Here is an 18462-nt window from a genome sequence, read left to right as displayed (position 1 = left end):
ATATGCAACCTATGAGGGTTTATGATCTGCCGGGCAGTCCCTCACGCCTGCCACCGTTAGAACTTTGTTCTTTTTGATCTGGCACTATTCCACATGGATTGAACGGTCATCAGACCGGAAGTCAGCCGACAGGGTGCAGATGCCCGATCCTCGGCTTTGTGTGGATGTGGCGGATGAGATTTACAGCCCTGGACAGCATCAGAGGTGTGTGCGCCATTCTGGTGTGCCTGTTCCACCTGCCCGTTGTCTTTTTTCTGAGTGACAGCGCCTTCATCCTGCACAGCTATCTGTTTGTCGACTTCTTCTTCGTCCTGTCGGGCTTTGTCATCTGCCATGCCTATGGCGATGGATTGAACCTGCGCAGTGTCGGACCGTTCTTGCTACGGCGCTTTGGTCGCCTGTGGCCGTTGCATGCTGCCATCCTGTGTTTTCTGGTGCTTCTGCAGCTGGGCGTGTGGGTGCTGTACCAGTACGGCCTCTCGGTCGGGCAGGCGCCATTCGAAGGGCGCTGGGACACCACGGCGTTGGTTCTTGATCTGTTTTTCCTCAACAGCTTCGGCCTCTGGCCGGACGTGACATGGAACGGCCCTGCCTGGTCCATCAGCGCGGAGCTGTGGACCTATCTGCTGTTTGCCGCTGTTGCCGTCTTTGCCCTCAGGCGGATGGTGTGGGTGGCGATTTTCATGTCGCTGGCAGCATTGGTGGCTCTGGCTGTGTTTTCCGCCGGAACGATGGATGTCACTCATGATTTTGGTGTGGTGCGCTGCATCGCCGGGTTCTTTGCCGGTGTGTGCACCTATCGGGTGTGGCAGCGCTATTTCATGGAACGTTCCCTGTGGCCGGGTGCCGAATGGGCTGCGACCGCAGGTGCCATTGCATTTGTCATTTTGGCCGGCGAGACGGTATTGGCGCTGGCCGCGCCTTTTGTGTTCAGTCTGGTGGTGCTGGCGTTTGCAGCTGAAGGCGGGACCCTGTCACGGCTGTTGTCCGCTGCACCGTTCAAGGCGGCAGGGCGCTGGTCCTACTCGATCTACATGGTCCATTCGACCATCATTTTCATGTTCTTCAATGTGGCCCGGCTTGCCGACGCAAAAGGCATCGCGCCGCTAATTGTCATGGTCGATGGCGAGCGGAAAGTGGATTTCTCACTGGTCGATGCATCATGGGCAAACGACGTGACCATGGTGGCCTACGTGGCCGTCATCATTGCCGTTGCAGCGATGACCTTCCGGTTCATTGAAGTCCCGGCCCGCACCTGGTTCAACGCCCTTGCGCGGGCGTGGAGTGAAAGCCAGCAGCGTGATGCCGGTCCCGGTGCCGGGATCAGCCGTGCAGCTCAGCCGCTTCCGCCAGTAGTTCAGGCAGGCCAATAACCTCGTTGTAGGTCTGGAACGTGACCCGGTCTTCCCCGTCTGGAAGTTTGCCGTTGGACAGAACCGCGCCGTACACATCCTGCAGGCGTTTCGTCACCGCCAGAAGTGCTGTCACCGGGAACACGGCAATCTTGAACCCCATCTGCTCCAGCTCCTTGGCCGTGAGATAGGGCGTCTTGCCATCTTCCACCATGTTGGCAATCAGGTGGGTGTCTGGAAACGTCTCGCAGATTTTGACCAGCTCTTTTTCAGAGCGTGGCGCTTCCACAAACAGAATGTCGGCACCAGCGGTCAAAAACGCTTCAGCGCGTTTGAGAGCGTCCTTCATGCCGTTCATGGAACGGGCGTCCGTGCGCGCCATGATCTTGAAGTCTGTGCTCTCGCGCGCATCGACGGCGGCACGGATTTTGGCGGCCGCCTCGGCGGTGGACACCACTTCCTTGTTTTCCATGTGACCGCAGCGCTTGGGAAAGACCTGATCTTCAAGCTGGATGCACGCAGCACCTGCGCTTTCGTATAGCCGCGTCAGCCGAGCGGCATTGAGCGGTCCGCCATGGCCGTTGTCCCCATCGGCAATGAGGGGCGTGGGCAGCGCGGAGGCCGCCAGCGCACGCACCCGGTCAGCCATTTCCGTAGCGCTCATAAGGCCAATGTCGGGGACGCCCAGTGTTGAACCTGCTGCGCCGAAGCCCGTCATATACACACACTCAGCACCGGCCTGAGCGGCAATCTTGGCTGAAAGCGCGTCATAGGCACCCGGCGCCACGATGATGCCTTTGCGTTTCAGGCGCTTGGCCAGGGCTTTGGCGCCCGACTGTTTCGCAGAAATGGACATGGTGGATGACTTCCCGGACGGATGAAGGTGAGTAGGTGCTATGCGATAGGTGATTATTTATCACCGCGCCTGTCTCTGATAGCGTTTGAGCACCCGCACCGGCAAGTAGGGCCGGGATAGCGCGCCGAAACCCGCTTATGTGAGTTTGCCACGATGACACCACCTGATGATCTTGGGCCCGCAAATACGCCAAATGACCTCGACGCGTTCTGGGTGCCGTTTACGCCCAATGCCGAGTTCAAGAAACGGCCGCGCCTCGTCGCCCGCGCGGAAGGCATGCATTACTACACGCCGGAAGGCCGGGCCATTCTGGACGGTACGGCAGGCCTGTGGTGCGCCAATGCGGGCCATTGCCGGCCTTCAATTGTGGAAGCCATTCAAAAGGCCGCTGCCGAACTCGACTTCGCGCCGTCGTTTCAGTTTTCACACCCCAAGGCATTCGAGCTGGCCTCGCGCATTGCAGCCCTCGCACCCGGTGACCTCAACCATGTGTTCTTTGGCAACTCTGGTTCAGAAGCCGACGACACGGCACTCAAAATCGCGCTGGCCTATCACCGGGCCAAGGGTGAAGGCAGTCGCACCCGGTTGATCGGCCGCGAGCGCGCCTATCATGGCACCGGCTTTGGCGGCATCTCCGTCGGCGGCATGGTGATGAACCGCAAATGGTTCTCCGGTGCCATGTTGCCCGGTGTCGACCATCTGCCAGCCACCTATTCGCGTGAGCATCAGGCGTTCACCAAAGGCCAGCCTGAATGGGGTGCCCATCTGGCGGATGATCTCGAGCGGCTCGTCGCCCTGCATGATGCTTCCACCATTGCAGCGGTCATTGTTGAGCCCATGGCGGGCTCCACAGGTGTGCTGCCGCCCCCTGTCGGCTATCTGCAGCGCCTACGGGACATCACAAAGAAGCACGGCATTTTGCTGATCTTCGATGAAGTTATTACCGGGTACGGACGATTGGGCGCAGCCTTTGCGGCGGAGCGCTTTGGCGTCGTGCCGGACATGATCACCTTTGCAAAGGGTGTAACGTCCGCGTCTGTGCCCCTGTCCGGTGTGATTGTCAGCGAGGACATTTACGACACCTTCCAGGACAGTGTGGCGGGCGTCGACCACGCCATTGATCTGTTCCACGGCTACACGTACTCAGCACATCCACTTGCCTGTGCTGCGGCGCTCGCCACGCTGGACCTGTACCGGGACGAAGGTCTGTTTGAGCGTACCGCTGCAATTGAGGCCATGTGGGCAGACGCCATCATGAGCCTGAAGGGTCATCCGCTGATCGAAGACATCCGCCAGCTGGGTCTGACTGCAGCGTTTGATCTCGCACCGGTTGACGGGGCGCCGGCAAAACGTGGCTTTGACGCCATGAAGGCGGCATTCCACGACCATGACCTGATGATCCGTGCCAGTGGCGATACAATCTGCCTGTCGCCACCCCTGATCGTTTCCGAGGACGAAGTGGGCGAGATTGTGGCACGCACGCGCGCGGTGTTTGATCAGGTTTCCTAAAAAAGGCTGAAAAATCAAAGGCTTAACGGCTCACGCAGCCGTTACGAGATGTGCTGTTTGTCGCACTTGTGGGCACGGTTTTTGTGCCCCATATCTCGTTCACACCCGGACAGCCTCCCGGTTCAGTCAGCATCCCCCCTCCCCGTCGGCTGGGCATTGGTTAAGGCATTTTATTCGGGCGTTGAGCCCGGTGGCAGCGATGCCGCCGGGCTTTTTTATGCCGAATTGGTGCGGCTCCAAACCGATGCGCCGTGGGACGTGGTCATGATAGTTTGTCGCAACACCCACCTTCGAGACTGCATCAAACGAGTACGCCAATGGATGACATGGACCTGCTGATAGACCTGCATGGCAGTGCCCTGAGACAGGGCCCGGGCAGTGAAGCAGACACTCTGCGCGCCATTGATTTGTCAGGCCTGTCAGACAAGCAGGACTTGAAAATTGCAGACATTGGATGCGGGTCCGGTGCGTCGACACTGACATTGGCGCGTACTCTGGATGCACAGATCGTGGCTGTGGATTTTCTGCCAGCGTTCCTCACTAAACTGGAAGACAAGGCTGCGGCGCAAGGGCTGTCGCAACGGATCACGACCCTTGTTGCATCCATGGACGCTTTGGAGTTCGCGCCAGCGTCTCTCGATGCTGTCTGGTCGGAAGGCGCAATCTACAACATGGGTTTCGAGAACGGGATCAAGAGCTGGCGACCGTTTCTCAAGCCCGGCGGCATTTTGGCGGTGTCAGAGCTGACCTGGCTGACATCGGACCGCCCAGCGGAGCTGACCGAGCATTGGTCGAGCGAATATGCGCAGGTGGCAACGGCATCAAAAAAGATGGCGCAGCTGGAAGCCCATGGATATGTGCCGGTTGGATATTTTCCGCTGCCCCAGAGCAGCTGGCTCGATACCTACTATCGCCCCATGCAGGAGCGGTTCGGCGATTTTCTGGCGCGGCATGGAGATTCCGTTGCAGCGCAATCCATCGTGGACGCGGAGCGCCATGAAATCAGCCTCTATGAACGCTACCCAGCATTTGTGAGCTACGGCTTTTACATTGCGCGCAAGCGCGCTGACTGACCCGCAGCTCCTGCGGATGCGCCTTTGACAGTGTCACAGACGCACCCGCACGAGCAGTGCGATGTTAGCCACCGGTGATCGTTGCACCACCATCGATGGTCATGGTCTGGCCGGTCATGAAAGCACCGGCATCTGACGCGAGGAAAACAGCCGCACCAGCGATCTCATCGGGAATGCCGATGCGCTTGAGAGCAGAGCCGGATGTGGATGCCTTGAGAATGTTCTCGTCATCCCACAGCGCCTTGGCGAAATAGGTCTTGATGAGGCCCGGCGCGATGGCGTTGGCACGGATGCCCTTGTCGCCATACTCAACAGCCAGGTTGCGGGCGAGCTGCATGTCAGCCGCCTTGGAAATCGCATAAGCACCCAGAATGGGAGATCCCTTGAGGCCGCCAATGGACGAGATGATGGTCAGCGAGCCTTCGCCACGCTCCAGCATCTGCGGCAGCACCATGTTGCACAGCCAGTGGTTGGACTTGATGTTGACGTCCATCACCTTCTGGAAGGCTTCGTCGGGGATGTCAGCGGATGAACCGAAGTAAGGGTTTACCGCAGCGTTGCAGACAAGCGAGTCGATGCGGCCGAATGCCTTCATGGTGGCATTCACCAGCTTCTCGAGTTCTTCCTTGTGGGAAATGTTGCACGGGATGGCGATGGCCGTGCCGTCGCCATGGGCGGCGTTGATTTCAGCAGCAACCTTTTCGCAGGCGTCTGCCTTGCGGCTGGAGACGACAACCTTTGCGCCGTGCTCAGCCATGCGTTTGACGATGGCTTCGCCGATGCCCTTGGTGGAGCCGGTCACAAGCGCCACCTTTCCGGTGAGATCAAAGAGCGACATGAATTAGTTCCTTCCTGAACGTGTTTTTGATGAACATGTTGTGTTGAACCCACCAACCCCATGTCGGGCCAATCCGTGCTAAAACGATGCAAAGATCGGCTGAAAGGCGCGGTTTCGTCGTTTTCGGGTGCAGATATAGCAGAACACCGGGAGACGAGGCAGCCGGATGATCATTTTCGTTCAGGTTGGGTTCATGCGATGAATCTGAAGCTGGGACGAAGGGGATGGAAGGGGTGTCGAGCGTCATGCGCTGATCCCATCATCCTTCATGGATTTCGTGCCCGGTTGCGGGCCATTTCAAAGGACGGGACATTCGATGAAAAAGACCATTGCCCTTGTTGCAGCAGCAGCTCTGACGCTGGCGGCCTGCACGACAGACCCCTACACAGGTGAACGCAAAGCCTCCAAGGCTGGCATCGGTGCCGGCATTGGCGCTGCTGTGGGTGCTCTTGGTGGCGCGCTGATCGGTGGTGGCGACACTCGGACGCGCGTGCTGATCGGTGCCGGTGTTGGCGCTCTGGCAGGCGCAGGCATCGGCTACTACATGGACCGTCAGGAAGCTGAGCTGCGTGAGCGCCTTCAGGCCAGCGGTGTGAGCGTGACCCGTGTAGGTGACAACATCCTGCTCAACATGCCGTCCAACATCACGTTTGCGGTCAACCAGTCCGACATCAAGCCGAACTTCTATGAAGTGCTGAACTCGGTCGCGATCGTGCTCGACGAATATGACAAGTCACTGGTTGACGTGATGGGCCACACGGATTCATCCGGCAGCGCTGAATACAACATCGACCTTTCCCTGCGCCGCGCAAGCTCTGTTGGCCAGTACCTCGCCAGCCAGGGCGTGGATGGCCGTCGCCTTCTCGTGAAGGGCTTCGGTGAAGAACGTCCGATTGCAAGCAACTCAACGGACGCTGGTAAGGCTGCGAACCGCCGCGTGGAAATCCAGATTTCACCGCTGCGCGCAACGTCGTCCCTGGAAACAGGTCGCACAGCGTCCTAAGCGTCCAGGCCCACCAAAAGCAAAAGCCCCCTGCCGGTGATCCGGCGGGGGGCTTTTCTGTTTCAAGGCTGGTGCTGGGCTATGCTGCGCGCAACCGTTCCAGCACCGCATCAAGGCGGCCCTGAAGCGCGGCAGTGCGGGTGTTCATGTCATCAATGATGCGCGCGATCTCTGTTGCGCTTTGATTTGACGTCCGTGTTTGATCCAGTACCTGGCCGATATTGGTATCCACACCGCCGACGCTTTGCGCGGCAGCATCTGTGTTCTGTCCGATCTCGGACGTGGCTTGCGTCTGTTCCCTGATGGCTGAGGCAATCGCGGCGCTTTCTTCGTCGATCGACTGAATGCGTGTGCGAATGGCTGCAATGGCGCCGGTCACGGACTTGGCACTGTCCCGCATGCTCTCGATGGTTTCCGTGATTTCCTCTGTTGCTTTGGCGGTTTGGGAGGCGAGGCCCTTTACCTCGCTGGCAACAACGGCAAAGCCCTTGCCGGCTTCGCCGGCGCGGGCCGCTTCAATGGTGGCATTAAGGGCAAGCAGGTTTGTCTGGCTCGCAATATCCTCAATCAAGCTGATGACCTGACCAATCTTGTCGGTTTCAGCATTGAGTTGCTGGGACGCGTCAACAGCCGAGTCTGCTTCATCAACAGCAGACTGGGCTGAGCGGCTGGACTCACCAACGCGGCTTGCGATCTGGGAAATAGACGCGCCCAGTTCTTCCGTTGCGGCGGCCACAACCTGCACATTGCTGGCTGATTCAGCGGAGGCATGAGACACCGCTTCACAACGTTCACTCGCAGCTTCCGTGGCGGATTTGACCTGTTCGGCAACGGTGTTTGCCTGAGTGGCGGCACCGCCGACGCTTTCAAGCACGCCTTTGACGTCGCTTTCCAGATCATCAGCCACCTGGCGCATCTGCGCACGGCGCACCTCACGCTGGCGCTCTTCTTCCTGCTCACGTTCTGCGGTGAGAGATTCAACCTGCGCCAGCGCATCATTGGCCTTGGCGATGGAGTTCTCAGCACTTTTGAAGCCGGAAATCAGTCGCTCCGTCAGCCACAGCAATGCGCCCGTTTCCAGCACGACGATGACAGCATGCAGCACCACGCGCATGAAGTCGCTGCCGTCCGGGAAGATGGCCAGGGGCAGAACAAAGTTGAGGGCAAGGTGATGAACCGCGACTACCGCAGCGCCCAGAACAAGCGCCCGGCTGTCGGCCTGCACAACAAGGATGGCAAGAGCTGCGAAGAAGTACATGTGCAGATCAACCTGCCAGGGATGTCCAGTCATCTGATACACCAGCACAGACACACTCAGTGCCACAGCAACGGCAGTCGTGAAGCGATTTTGCGCGTTGCCGCGACCCATCATCCACGCCGCAGTGTTTATCGCGGCAAGGACGGCAATCATGATGGCCGGCACAAGGGTTGGCTGGCCAGTCGTTGCACCCAGAAGGATGGCCACACCAACCTGCGCCCAGACGAACGCCATCAGCGCTGTACTTGCGGTGCGCCTGATTTCTCTGATCTGTTCCATGTCTTGTCTTTGCTCTCAAAAGGGCACGCGCATGTCAGCCCAAAGACGCGCGTGTTGTTAAACTTGCTGACCAGCGCAGCCTGATGCGCCGACAGCGCTCAGAATTGCGATGACACCGAGGTCATTGATCTGTTGAAAAGTCGGGAGGTCATCGAACGTGACGAAAATCGTCCGTCCCAGTGCCTCGGGTTTCTCGAGTGGAATGCTGATGATCGTGCCGCCGAGATGGACGGCCCGCACCATTCGTTCTTCGGAAGTAAGATCCGAACTGAAGATGATGACAGTGGGATCATCCGTAGTCGGAGCAAGTGTGGCTCCCACAAGGACGAATAGGCCAGCGATGGCAAGAAGTGCTGCAGGCAGAATGTTGCGCACCGGATGTCCGTTCCGTAATACGCAGGCTCGCGCAACCGCCAAGCGGCCGCACGCCCATGCGCAGATGATGTCCCCGCCATCGGTTCTGCACGTGGAATATTAAGGTGTGGCTAACTTGGGATTAGTTTCAACCACAGGTGTGCAACTGACCCTGAAACCGGAGAAATTGCACGTAAAAGTAGTATATTTTCGAGATGCAGCTCTTACGCGTCTTCAACCACAAGCCGCAGATCGCGCAGCAGCTCATCGGACATCGGCGTGACCTTGGGTGAGAAGCTCTTGATGAAGTCGCCCTTGGGGCCAATCAGTAGCTTGTGAAAGTTCCAGCCAGGAATGGCCGTGTCGCCGCCTTCTTTCGCAACCCACTTATAAAAATCATGGGCATTGTCGCCGATGACAGCCTGCTTGCTGGTCATCGGAAAATCGACCGCGTAGGTCACCGTGCAGAAATCCTGAATTTCGGTTTCCGTGCCGGGTTCCTGAGCGCCGAAGTCATTTGACGGCACACCAAGGATGACCAGACCACGATCCTTGTAGCGCTCCCACAGGCGCTGCAGATCGCCATATTGTGGCGTGAGCCCACATTCGCTGGCGGTGTTCACAACAAGCAGCGTTTTGCCCTTGTAGTCGGCCAGGTTGATGGTGCTGCCGGTGATCGACGGAAAACTGAAATCATGCGCACTCACGGGAGACATCCTTATCAAGCATCGAGGAAGCAAGCGCTGGATGTATCAGGTTTTGGGATCGTCCGCGCGCTTGATTTATCCGCCCAAAAGCCCTAGCGGCGAAAACTGGTTCTCCCGGCAATGACCGGTACAAGATCATGCAGGTCACTCTGACGCACGCCATGAGAGGTCAGGGCGTCGGCGGACTGGCGCACATAGTCAGCCGCATACCCCTTGCGCCCAACACCATGGCTGAGCCGCCTCAAAAAGTCGCCCACCGGCTGGGTTGCGCGAAACCGCCCGTTCACCGGGCTGGCGAGATAGGTCAGCGCCCGCACGCTCGACCCGTCCGCCAGACGCATCGGCGCCATGACCGCAAGATAAGCCCATTCGCGTTTGCTCAGGACATTCAGAATCTCAGGGCATTTGTCCGGCGCCACCAGAAACGCCACCCCCTCGACGCTGCCGCGTGGGTGCAGCCCGGCAGCAAGGCCCGGGCGCGACGGGCGGCCATAGGAGTTGGTGGCGATCATGCTCATGCGCCGGTGCCAGCCGGGCAGGGTGGCGCGGGCGGCGCGCACATACTCAAAGCCGGGATCCCACATCAGGGAGCCATAGCCGAAAATCCAAAGGCCGTCGGGTGAAATAGGCGGGAATCTGTGGCGCATGGGCGCAAATCTAGGGATCAGGCCGTGAATGGGCAAATCTCGGCGTCAAAGATCCCCATCAGCCCTTGTGGTTAACGATTTCTCAAACCCTGCGGGCAAGACTGGCCATCAAGACTCTGTTCACCATGCGGGACAGCTGCGCCAGATTGCCCGGCGTTCCGCCCAAAAGACTGTCTTCGCCATGCCATCCTGGCTCAACAATGGTCTCATCTTCGCGTCATACGCGATTGTAATTGCCGGGCTTTCGATCGCCCTGCATCGTGCCGGTGGCGTTGAACTTCAGTCTGCCATTCTGGTGGGGGCAGTGCTGCTTTTGTTTGCGGGTCAGGCCCATGCGCTTGTGGGCCGCAGTGCTGAACGGTCCCAACTTGATACAGAACTGCGTGGTCTGCGCATGCAGGCCGCCACCATGAGCCGCGACATGGACGGCATGCGCGAGCACATTACAGAGCTCGAAACATCCCTCGATATTCAGACTTCATCACGCAACGAACAGCTCTCCAGCGAAGTCCGCCTGGTTGAAACACTGGTGAAGGGCCTCGCGGAAAGTGTTGAGGCCGGCGTCAATGGCACCTCTCCTGCCCGTCGCGCGGCAGACCGCAAGCCGGACGCCCCACGCGATCAGACCCGTCTGCCACTTGAAGGCGAAGCAGCTGAAACGGTGACAGAAGGCGAGATGATTGAAACCATCCGCGCGTCCCTGGAAGAAAACCGCGTTGACCTTTATCTGCAGCCCATCGTGACGCTGCCCCAGCGCCGCACACGCTTCTATGAAGGCCTGACACGCCTGCGCGGGTCGGAAGGCGAGATCATCATGCCTGGCGATTACATGCGCGTGGCAGAGCCTGCTGGCATGATGCCGGTGGTGGACAATCTGCTGTTGTTCCGGTGTGTCCAGGTGGTGCGCCGCCTTGTGGCCCGTAGCCGCGACATCGGCGTCTTCTGCAACATTTCCGCCCACTCCCTGCTGGACGCGGAATTCTTCCCGCAATTTGTCGAGTTCATGGAACACAATGCCGACCTGACGGGGCATCTGTATTTCGAGTTTTCACAAGCCGCTTTTGAGGGGCTTGGGCCCATTGAAAAAGCCAGCCTTGAAGCGCTGCACGCGCTTGGCTTCCGTTTCTCGCTGGACCATGTCCGCCGCCTCGACATGAACCTGAGCGAACTCCACGACATGGGCTTCCGCTTTGTGAAAGTCCCGTCGGAGTTGTTGCTGGGCGATCTGCGCGGCACCGGCTCTCTGGTGCGGGCAGACGACATCAAGGCCCTGTTTGAACGCAACGGCATCGACCTGATCGCAGAGCGCATCGAAAATGAGCGCGCTGCTGTGGCGGTTCTTGATCTCAATATCAAATTTGGCCAGGGCTTCCTGTTTGGCGAACCCCGCGCTGTCCGTGAAGATGCCTTGTCGGCACCCGCAGACCCCACAGCCAACCCGGCTGAGGAATTGCGCCAGGCCCGCATCTAGGTCCGGTGACTACAAGCAGGCTGACGGGCGTGCTTGACGTAAGCGCGTAAAGCCCGCTACCTCCGCCGCCATGTCAGATACATCTCCCGCACCCAGCACGACCCTCATTTCCAGCCTCGGCGACATCGCGTCCAACTACGACGCGATCCTCTGTGATGTCTGGGGGGTCATTCACAATGGCCAGCAGCCCCATCATGCCGCCTGTGCCGCGCTGAAGAAATTCCGCGAAGAGCGCGGGCCGGTGGTGCTTGTGTCCAATGCCCCGCGCCCGGCAGAAGGTATCCCCGCGCAGCTGGCTCAGATCGGCGTGCCCGAGGACAGCTGGGACGCGATTGTGACCTCTGGCGATGGCACCCGCATGATGGTGCGTGAAGGCTCTTACGGTCCGCGCTGTTTCCATCTGGGTCCTGATCGTGGCGACCACTCCCTGTTTGAGGGCATGAACATCACCCGGTCGCGGGACCCGGAGGATGAGGCTGATTTCATCATCTGTACGGGCCCATGGGACGATGAAACAGAGACCGCCGAAGACTATCGCGGTCTGTTCCCCGGACTGATCGAGCGGAAACTGCCGATGATCTGCGCCAACCCGGATCTGGTGGTGGAACGCGGACCGCGGCTCATTACCTGCGCCGGGTCATTGGCCAAACTCTATGAAGACATGGGCGGCGTGGCTGAGTATTCCGGCAAGCCCCATCCGCCGATCTATCGCCTGGCGCGAGAGATGTTGGCGACACTGGACGTGATGCGCGAGGAAGGTGACTGGCAGCGTGTGCTGTTCATTGGCGACGGTCTGCCAACGGACATTCCCGGTGCCAAGGCGCAGGGCATGGACGCGCTGTTTGTGACCGCAGGTATTCACGCCAAGGAATTTGGCGATGACCCCGATGCACCCGATGAAGCCATGCTCAAAACGGCGTTGGCGCACCGGGATTTATCACCCCGGCACGCCATTCCGCGTCTCAATTGGAAGTAAGTCTGGACCCGCGACAAGGGGTTTAGAACTCGCCGATCACCGCTTCGATTTTGCTCTTCAGCGTTGCTGCATTGAAGGGCTTCACGATGTAGTTGTTCACGCCGGCCTTTTTGGCGGCAATCACGTTCTCGGTCTTTGATTCAGCCGTGATCAGAATGAAGGGTGTTGGCTTGAGATTTTCATCTGCGCGCACTTCCTTCAGAAGCTGGTAGCCGGTCATTGGCTCCATGTTCCAGTCAGAAATGACGAGGCCATAGCCACGCTCTTTCATCTTGGCAAACGCCTCGGTGCCGTCTGCAGCCTCATCCACATCAGAGAAGCCAAGCTGCTTCAGCAAGTTGCGGATAATCCGGATCATGGTCTTATAGTCGTCGACTACAAGGACGGGCATTGACAAGTTCACAGCCATCGTTCTGCCTCAGATAGTTCAAATGTCACGCGCAATTTCTTTGCACTTGACGAAAATCTATAGGGGGCGGTTTGAAAAACCGTTAACGGCAACGCGAGTTGTTGTGTGCGTGGGCAATCTAGGGTTGTGGAGTCCCGCGCAACCCCCACTTTGCGTGCACTTTTTCGCCTCCCTCTTGACGAATTGCCATCCGCCGCCTAGGTGGACCCGGCCTTCCATCCCATCAACAAAGGACGTCCGGCAGCTGCCATGCGGATTATCCGCCACCATACTGACGTGCCGGATTTTGCCCGTGGCGCCGTTGTTGCCATCGGCAATTTTGATGGTGTGCATCGTGGCCATCAGGCGGTCATCGGCACTGCGCGCGACTTGGCGCAGGAAATGGGTGTGCCGCTTGCCGTTATGGTTTTCGAGCCGCACCCGCGGCAGTTCTTTGCGCCGGACGCACCTTTTTTCCGATTGTCGTCGTTCCGCGCCAAGGTGGCGTTGCTGGCCGAGCAGGGCGTTGAAATCGTCTATGCCCTGCCGTTTGACGCCAGCATGGCGGCGCTGACAGCCCCTGATTTCGTATCCGAAGTGCTCGTCAAAGGTCTTGGTGCCGTTCACGTGGCGGTGGGTTATGATTTTTGCTTCGGCAAGGGCCGGGCAGGGGACATAACGCTTCTGCGCTATATGAGCGATATGGAGGGGTTCGGCGTGTCTGTGATTTCACCGCAAGGCGACAAATCAGAAAGTGGCGAAAGCCAGGATGCCTATTCGTCAACGCGCATCCGCGATGCCCTGAGCGAGGGCCGGGTGGAAGACGCAGCCCATATGCTGGGCCGCCCCTGGTTTATTGAGGGCCGGGTGCTGGATGGCGACAAACGTGGCCGCACCATTGGTTTTCCCACCGCAAATGTGGCGCTGGATGGGATCGTGACGCCGAAACTCGGCGTTTATGCCGTTGAGATCGAAATCGAAGATGGCGACCACAAGGGCACCTACAAAGGGGTGGCCAACCTTGGCAAACGCCCGACCTTCAACAAGAAGGACGTGCTTTTGGAGGTGAATCTGTTTGATTTCACCGGCGACATTTACGGCGCTCACCTGCGCGTCTCGCTCATCGGGTTCATCCGGCCGGAGCAGAAATTCGATGGTCTGGACGCGCTGAAGGCTCAAATCGCCGCCGATGCAGACTCTGCCCGCCAAATCCTTGGCTGACACCCGGCAATTTAAGGGAGGCGGGGAGCGCTTTACCCCCCGCTTTACCCAATGCTTTACGGGGTGACTCTCCCGCTGCTACAAGCTGTTTATGCAGTGGATATGGACCAGTATTTCGGCGCGAATTAGTCGCCCGGTTCAGCTTTAGGCGCCTTTGCCCGCACATCGTGTGGCCGCAGATCAGCGCTCCAGCCGGATCGGGATGAGAACGACGCCACCCTCAAGTCAAATTTGAGCGCGACGGGTCCAGCCAAGACCTCAAGAGCGCATATGTGAGTCCAAACACCCAATGTCTGACACGTCCAAATCCGATACGCCCGACTACCGTCCAACACTGTTTCTGCCGCAAACCGACTTTCCCATGAAGGCCGGTCTGCCCAAGCGTGAGCCAGAGGTGCTTGAGCGCTGGAACAAGATGGACCTGTATGGCCGCCTGCGCGAAGCTCGCAAGGACGCGCCAGTGTTCAGCTATCATGATGGTCCGCCCTACGCGAATGGCGAGATCCATATGGGGCACTCGCTCAACAAGATTCTCAAGGACATCGTCTGCCGGTCGCAGTCCATGCTGGGCCGCAACGCATCCTTCGTGCCGGGCTGGGACTGCCACGGCCTGCCCATCGAGTGGAAGGTCGAAGAGAAGTACCGCAACGCCGGCAAGAACAAGGACGAAGTGCCCGTGCTTGAATTCCGGCAGGAGTGCCGCGACTTCGCTGCGCACTGGGTCGATGTTCAGCGCGAAGGTTTCAAACGTCTGGGTATCCTGGCTGACTGGGATCGTCCGTACACGACCATGTCAAACGACGCGGAAGCCTCGATCGTTGAGGAGTTTCTGAAGTTCGCCATGTCCGGTGCGCTTTATCGCGGCTCCAAGCCTGTGATGTGGTCCACCGTTGAAAAAACGGCGCTGGCGGAAGCCGAAGTCGAATATCATGACCACAACTCGCCAACGATTTATCTCGCCTTCCCGATCACCAAGTCGAAGCATGTGATGCTCGCGCCCAACATGGAGCAGCGCACACCGCATCTGGTCATCTGGACGACGACGCCGTGGACGATCCCTGCCAACCGGGCCGTCGCGTACGCGCCGAACATGAACTATGTGCTGCTGGAAGGCGGCCATGACGCCGGTCGCGGTATCGAGCGCAAGTCCTATGTGGTGGCAGAGCCGCTGCTGGAAGCCTTCATGAAGGAAACCGGCCTCGACCAGCCACAGATCCTGACGCACCTCAAAGGGTCAGACATTGAAGGCACGGTCTGTGCGCATCCGCTGCGCGGCCAGGGCTATGACTATGACGTACCTGCCTTGCCCGGTGACTTTGTCACCGACGAACAGGGCACGGGCTTTGTGCATATTGCCCCAGGCCATGGTCAGGATGACTATGTGCTTGGCATGCAGCACGGCATCGAAGTGCCGCATACAGTTTCCGAAGACGGCAGCTACTACGATCACGTGCCGCTGTTTGCCGGCGAGACTGTGTTCAAGCCAAATGGCAAGGATGGCGGCGCCAACAAGAGCGTGATGGAAGCGCTGCGCGCCACCGGTCACCTTGTGGCATCCGGCCGGCTGGAGCACTCCTATCCGCATTCATGGCGGTCCAAGGCGCCGGTCATTTTCCGCAATACGCCGCAATGGTTCATCTCCATGGACCATGACGATCTGCGCCAAAAGGCGCTGACAGCAATTGATGCGGTTGAATGGTTCCCCGAGCGCGGCCAGGCCCGCATCCGCTCCATGGTTGAAACCCGTCCCGACTGGGTGGTCTCTCGCCAGCGTGCCTGGGGCGTGCCGCTGACGATCTTTGTCCACAAGGACACCGGCGAGATCCTCCGCGACGACGCCGTCAACGCGCGTATCCATGCGGCCGTCTCCGCGCGCGGCTGTGACGCCTGGTACGATACGGACGCGCAGGAATTTTTGGGCAACGACTACAAGGCTGACGACTACGACCAGGTTTCAGACATTCTGGACGTGTGGTTTGACTCAGGCTCGACCCACGCCTTTGTGCTGGAAGGCCGCGAAGACCAGACCTGGCCCGCCAACCTCTATCTTGAAGGCTCGGACCAGCACCGCGGCTGGTTCCAGTCCTCCCTGCTTGAAAGCTGCGGCACGCGCGGACGCGCACCCTATGAGCAGGTTGTGACCCACGGCTTCATTCTGGACGAGACGGGCAAGAAGATGTCCAAGTCCGGCAAGAACGCGACAGCGCCGGACAAAGTCATTCAGCAATCCGGCGCGGAGATCATCCGCATCTGGGTGGCAAGCTCTGACTATCAAAACGACCTTGTGGTCGGCCCCAACATCATCAAGGCGTGTACGGACGGTTATCGCAAGTTACGCAACACCGTGCGCTTCCTGATCGGCAACCTTGCAGACTTTGACGATGCGGAGCGCGTCAGCGTGGAAGACATGCGCGCGGCCGCTGACAGCGAAGGTCTTGGACTTGAGCTGTTCGTGCTGCATCGCCTAGCTGAACTCGATGCGCTGGTGCGTGAAGGCTATGAGACCTACGACTTCACCCGCGTCTATCACGCGCTCACCAATTTCTGCGTGACTGAGCTGTCAGCGTTCTACTTCGATATCCGCAAGGACGCGCTTTATTGCGATGCGCCGGGCAGCCTGCGCCGCCGCGCTGCCCGCACCGTCATGGATCAGGTGTTCTCATGCCTGACCGCATGGCTCGCCCCTGTCTTGTCGTTCACCATGGAAGAAGCCTGGCAATCCCGCTTCCCTGACGAAAACGACTCCGTGCATCTGCGCACCTTCCCGGACGTGCCGTCGGAATGGAAAGACGAGGCGCTGGCGACCCGCTGGCAGAACCTGCGTCAGTTCCGCCGCGTGGTAACCGGGGCGCTGGAAATCGAGCGCCGCGAAAAGCGCATCGGTGCGAGCCTCGAAGGCGCGCCCCATGTCTATGTGGACAATGACGCGATCCGGTCAGCACTGGGCGATATCCCGCTGGATGATCTGTGCATCACATCAGACCTGAAAGTGATGGCGGCCGGCGAGGCAGCACCCGCTGACGCATTCCGCATCGACGAAGTGTCCGGCGTTGCCGTGATGCCGGTGCATGCGGAGGGTGAAAAATGCGCCCGCTGCTGGAAGTTGCTGCCGGACGTGGGCAGCGATCCTGCCCATCCCGGCACCTGTGGCCGCTGCGCCGAAGCTGTTGCTGCGCGCCCTGAAACCTTGAGCGAGGCTGGCTGACCCCATGAACTGGTTGAAACGCCAATTTGATGACGCCATTGCCTCGTTGCGGAATCCCGAAGCGCATTTTCGCTATGGCATTTTGCTGGCGCTGGTGATTGCTGTTTCAGACCGGTTGAGCAAATGGGCGATCCTCTATTGGGTTGATCTGCCGGCGAAGCAGAAGATCACGATCACGCCATTTTTCGATCTCACAATGGTGTGGAACCCGGGCATCAGCTATGGCCTGCTCCCGGCCAACTCCACCTGGGCGGTGGCTGTTCTGGTGATCTTCGCACTCAGCGTCACCATTGCCCTGATTGTGTGGTTGGCGCGGATTGAGCACCGGTTGCTCGCTGTGGCGGTGGCATTGGTGATCGGCGGGGCCGTGGGCAATGCCTACGACCGGGCGGTGTATGGCGCGGTGGCTGACTTTATGAGCTTCCATGCCTTCGGGTTTTATTGGTACGTTTTCAACGTGGCTGATATTGCCATCGTGTTTGGTGTAATATTGTTGATCTGGGACGCGGTCCTGGGGCCAACAGCCCAGCAGGAACGCGCCAGCAAGCGGAACGGCAGCTAAGGCTGCTGCCGCATTATCAAAGTTAACTTCCTCGGGTCCTGTGTGGCCCCACGGGACAAAAGTGAGACCGGACAAGTGATCGAGATGTTTGAGCGTCCAAAATCCCGGATTTTCGGCTTTGTTGCTGTCGTTGCAGCATCGGCATTTCTGGCCGGCTGCGGCGGTGGTCTTGATGACGCCCTGGGCCTTGGCAAGAACCCGCCGGACGAGTTCGCCATCGTGACCAAGGCACCGCTTGCCATTCCGCCGGACTACTCCTTGCGTCCGCCGGTTCCCGGCGCACCCAACCGGCAGGCCCGCACCGCCCAGGAAATTGCGGCATCCGCACTCTATTCAGGCCGTGCGACGGGCATCTCCTCACAGGCGCTGGGCCAGCCCGGCGGCAGTGCAGGTGAATCAGCCCTTATCGCAAGCGCCGGTGCTGAAAACGCCAGCCCGGAAGTGCGTCGCCTGATCGAAAACGAATATCAGTCCCGCATTGATGCGGATCGGTCGTTCGCTGATCGCATTATTTTCTGGCAGGACCGGACACCCAAGCCCATTCCCGTGGATGCTCAGGCAGAAGCCCAGCGTTTGCGCAAGAATGATGCACTTGGCCAGCCGGTTACCGAAGGCGAGACACCGCGCATCGAACCCAAGGAAAATCAGGGCCTTCTGGAAGGCATCTTCTAGAAACCTCTTCCTGCGGTTTGGGGCTCACCATTTGGGTCTTCACCAGTACTTGATGACAAAAAGATAAGGAAACGGGCCCAATCGGGCTCGT

The 18462-nt window shown here is 59.1% G+C and carries 18 protein-coding genes; 10 read left to right on the top strand and 8 right to left on the bottom strand.

Going from position 1 to position 18462, the window contains the following annotated elements:
- The first annotated feature begins 173 nt into the window (after positions 1 to 173).
- Positions 174 to 1373 carry an acyltransferase family protein gene (locus tag ABXH05_RS16200; protein ID WP_353562323.1) on the top strand — a complete coding sequence of 400 codons (1200 nt, stop codon included), beginning with the start codon at positions 174 to 176 and terminating at the stop codon, positions 1371 to 1373.
- On the opposite strand, the gene ABXH05_RS16195 is transcribed toward ABXH05_RS16200, so the two are convergent.
- Positions 1324 to 2208, bottom strand: a complete 885-nt coding sequence (locus tag ABXH05_RS16195; protein WP_353562321.1) for an isocitrate lyase/PEP mutase family protein — start codon at positions 2206 to 2208, stop codon at positions 1324 to 1326. The genes ABXH05_RS16200 and ABXH05_RS16195 overlap by 50 nt on opposite strands.
- A gap of 153 nt (positions 2209 to 2361) precedes the next feature.
- Between ABXH05_RS16195 and aptA the strand changes: the two genes are divergently transcribed.
- Positions 2362 to 3717 (top strand): omega-aminotransferase AptA, encoded by a 1356-nt coding sequence (gene aptA, locus ABXH05_RS16190; RefSeq protein WP_353562319.1) that lies wholly within the window; start codon positions 2362 to 2364, stop codon positions 3715 to 3717.
- Positions 3718 to 4034: 317 nt separating this feature from the next.
- Complete coding sequence (locus ABXH05_RS16185) at positions 4035 to 4790, top strand: class I SAM-dependent methyltransferase (protein WP_353562317.1); 756 nt, start codon at positions 4035 to 4037, stop codon at positions 4788 to 4790.
- Between the two features lie 64 nt (positions 4791 to 4854).
- Here ABXH05_RS16185 and ABXH05_RS16180 read toward each other — a convergent pair whose 3' ends face one another.
- Positions 4855 to 5628, bottom strand: a complete 774-nt coding sequence (locus ABXH05_RS16180) for an SDR family NAD(P)-dependent oxidoreductase (protein WP_348138956.1) — start codon at positions 5626 to 5628, stop codon at positions 4855 to 4857.
- A complete protein-coding gene (locus tag ABXH05_RS16175) occupies positions 5615 to 5875 on the bottom strand; it encodes a hypothetical protein (RefSeq protein WP_353562315.1) in 261 nt (86 codons plus the stop codon). The genes ABXH05_RS16180 and ABXH05_RS16175 overlap by 14 nt, the downstream gene beginning before the upstream one ends.
- A gap of 69 nt (positions 5876 to 5944) precedes the next feature.
- Between ABXH05_RS16175 and ABXH05_RS16170 the strand changes: the two genes are divergently transcribed.
- Positions 5945 to 6631: a YiaD family glycine zipper/OmpA-like lipoprotein gene (locus ABXH05_RS16170; protein WP_353562313.1), complete on the top strand. Its 687-nt coding sequence runs from the start codon at positions 5945 to 5947 to the stop codon at positions 6629 to 6631.
- Between the two features lie 79 nt (positions 6632 to 6710).
- On the opposite strand, the gene ABXH05_RS16165 is transcribed toward ABXH05_RS16170, so the two are convergent.
- The 4 genes from ABXH05_RS16165 to ABXH05_RS16150 all read right to left on the bottom strand — a co-directional run bounded on the left by ABXH05_RS16165 (position 6711) and on the right by ABXH05_RS16150 (position 9876).
- On the bottom strand, positions 6711 to 8168 hold the full coding sequence (locus ABXH05_RS16165; RefSeq protein ID WP_353562312.1) for a methyl-accepting chemotaxis protein: 1458 nt from the start codon (positions 8166 to 8168) through the stop codon (positions 6711 to 6713).
- A gap of 57 nt (positions 8169 to 8225) precedes the next feature.
- Positions 8226 to 8543, bottom strand: coding sequence for a hypothetical protein (locus tag ABXH05_RS16160; RefSeq protein ID WP_353562310.1), 318 nt, complete (start codon positions 8541 to 8543; stop codon positions 8226 to 8228).
- Between the two features lie 203 nt (positions 8544 to 8746).
- Positions 8747 to 9238 (bottom strand): glutathione peroxidase, encoded by a 492-nt coding sequence (locus ABXH05_RS16155; RefSeq protein ID WP_461495678.1) that lies wholly within the window; start codon positions 9236 to 9238, stop codon positions 8747 to 8749.
- Positions 9239 to 9321: 83 nt separating this feature from the next.
- The gene (locus ABXH05_RS16150; RefSeq protein ID WP_353562306.1) at positions 9322 to 9876 is read right to left on the bottom strand and encodes a gamma-glutamylcyclotransferase; all 555 of its coding nucleotides are present in this window, start codon (positions 9874 to 9876) and stop codon (positions 9322 to 9324) included.
- 181 nt (positions 9877 to 10057) lie between these two features.
- On the opposite strand from ABXH05_RS16150, the gene ABXH05_RS16145 reads away from it, so the two are divergent.
- On the top strand, positions 10058 to 11347 hold the full coding sequence (locus ABXH05_RS16145; protein ID WP_353562304.1) for an EAL domain-containing protein: 1290 nt from the start codon (positions 10058 to 10060) through the stop codon (positions 11345 to 11347).
- Positions 11348 to 11417: 70 nt separating this feature from the next.
- The gene (locus ABXH05_RS16140) at positions 11418 to 12323 is read left to right on the top strand and encodes a TIGR01459 family HAD-type hydrolase (protein ID WP_353562302.1); all 906 of its coding nucleotides are present in this window, start codon (positions 11418 to 11420) and stop codon (positions 12321 to 12323) included.
- 22 nt (positions 12324 to 12345) lie between these two features.
- On the opposite strand, the gene ABXH05_RS16135 is transcribed toward ABXH05_RS16140, so the two are convergent.
- Entirely contained in the window at positions 12346 to 12732 is a 387-nt protein-coding gene (locus ABXH05_RS16135) for a response regulator (RefSeq protein ID WP_043948444.1), read from the bottom strand.
- Between the two features lie 249 nt (positions 12733 to 12981).
- On the opposite strand from ABXH05_RS16135, the gene ABXH05_RS16130 reads away from it, so the two are divergent.
- The 4 genes from ABXH05_RS16130 to ABXH05_RS16115 all read left to right on the top strand — a co-directional run bounded on the left by ABXH05_RS16130 (position 12982) and on the right by ABXH05_RS16115 (position 18371).
- Entirely contained in the window at positions 12982 to 13932 is a 951-nt protein-coding gene (locus ABXH05_RS16130) for a bifunctional riboflavin kinase/FAD synthetase (protein ID WP_353562300.1), read from the top strand.
- Positions 13933 to 14221: 289 nt separating this feature from the next.
- On the top strand, positions 14222 to 17137 hold the full coding sequence (ileS, locus tag ABXH05_RS16125) for an isoleucine--tRNA ligase (RefSeq protein ID WP_353562298.1): 2916 nt from the start codon (positions 14222 to 14224) through the stop codon (positions 17135 to 17137).
- Positions 17138 to 17141: 4 nt separating this feature from the next.
- Positions 17142 to 17699 (top strand): signal peptidase II, encoded by a 558-nt coding sequence (gene lspA / locus ABXH05_RS16120; RefSeq protein ID WP_348138973.1) that lies wholly within the window; start codon positions 17142 to 17144, stop codon positions 17697 to 17699.
- Between the two features lie 84 nt (positions 17700 to 17783).
- Entirely contained in the window at positions 17784 to 18371 is a 588-nt protein-coding gene (locus ABXH05_RS16115; RefSeq protein WP_353562441.1) for a DUF3035 domain-containing protein, read from the top strand.
- Positions 18372 to 18462 lie beyond the last annotated feature (91 nt).

Source organism: Pyruvatibacter sp. HU-CL02332, assembly GCF_040362765.1.
Classification (GTDB): domain Bacteria; phylum Pseudomonadota; class Alphaproteobacteria; order CGMCC-115125; family CGMCC-115125; genus Pyruvatibacter.
Note: the sequence above shows the minus strand (reverse complement) of the source record. Positions and strands in the feature narration are given on the sequence as shown.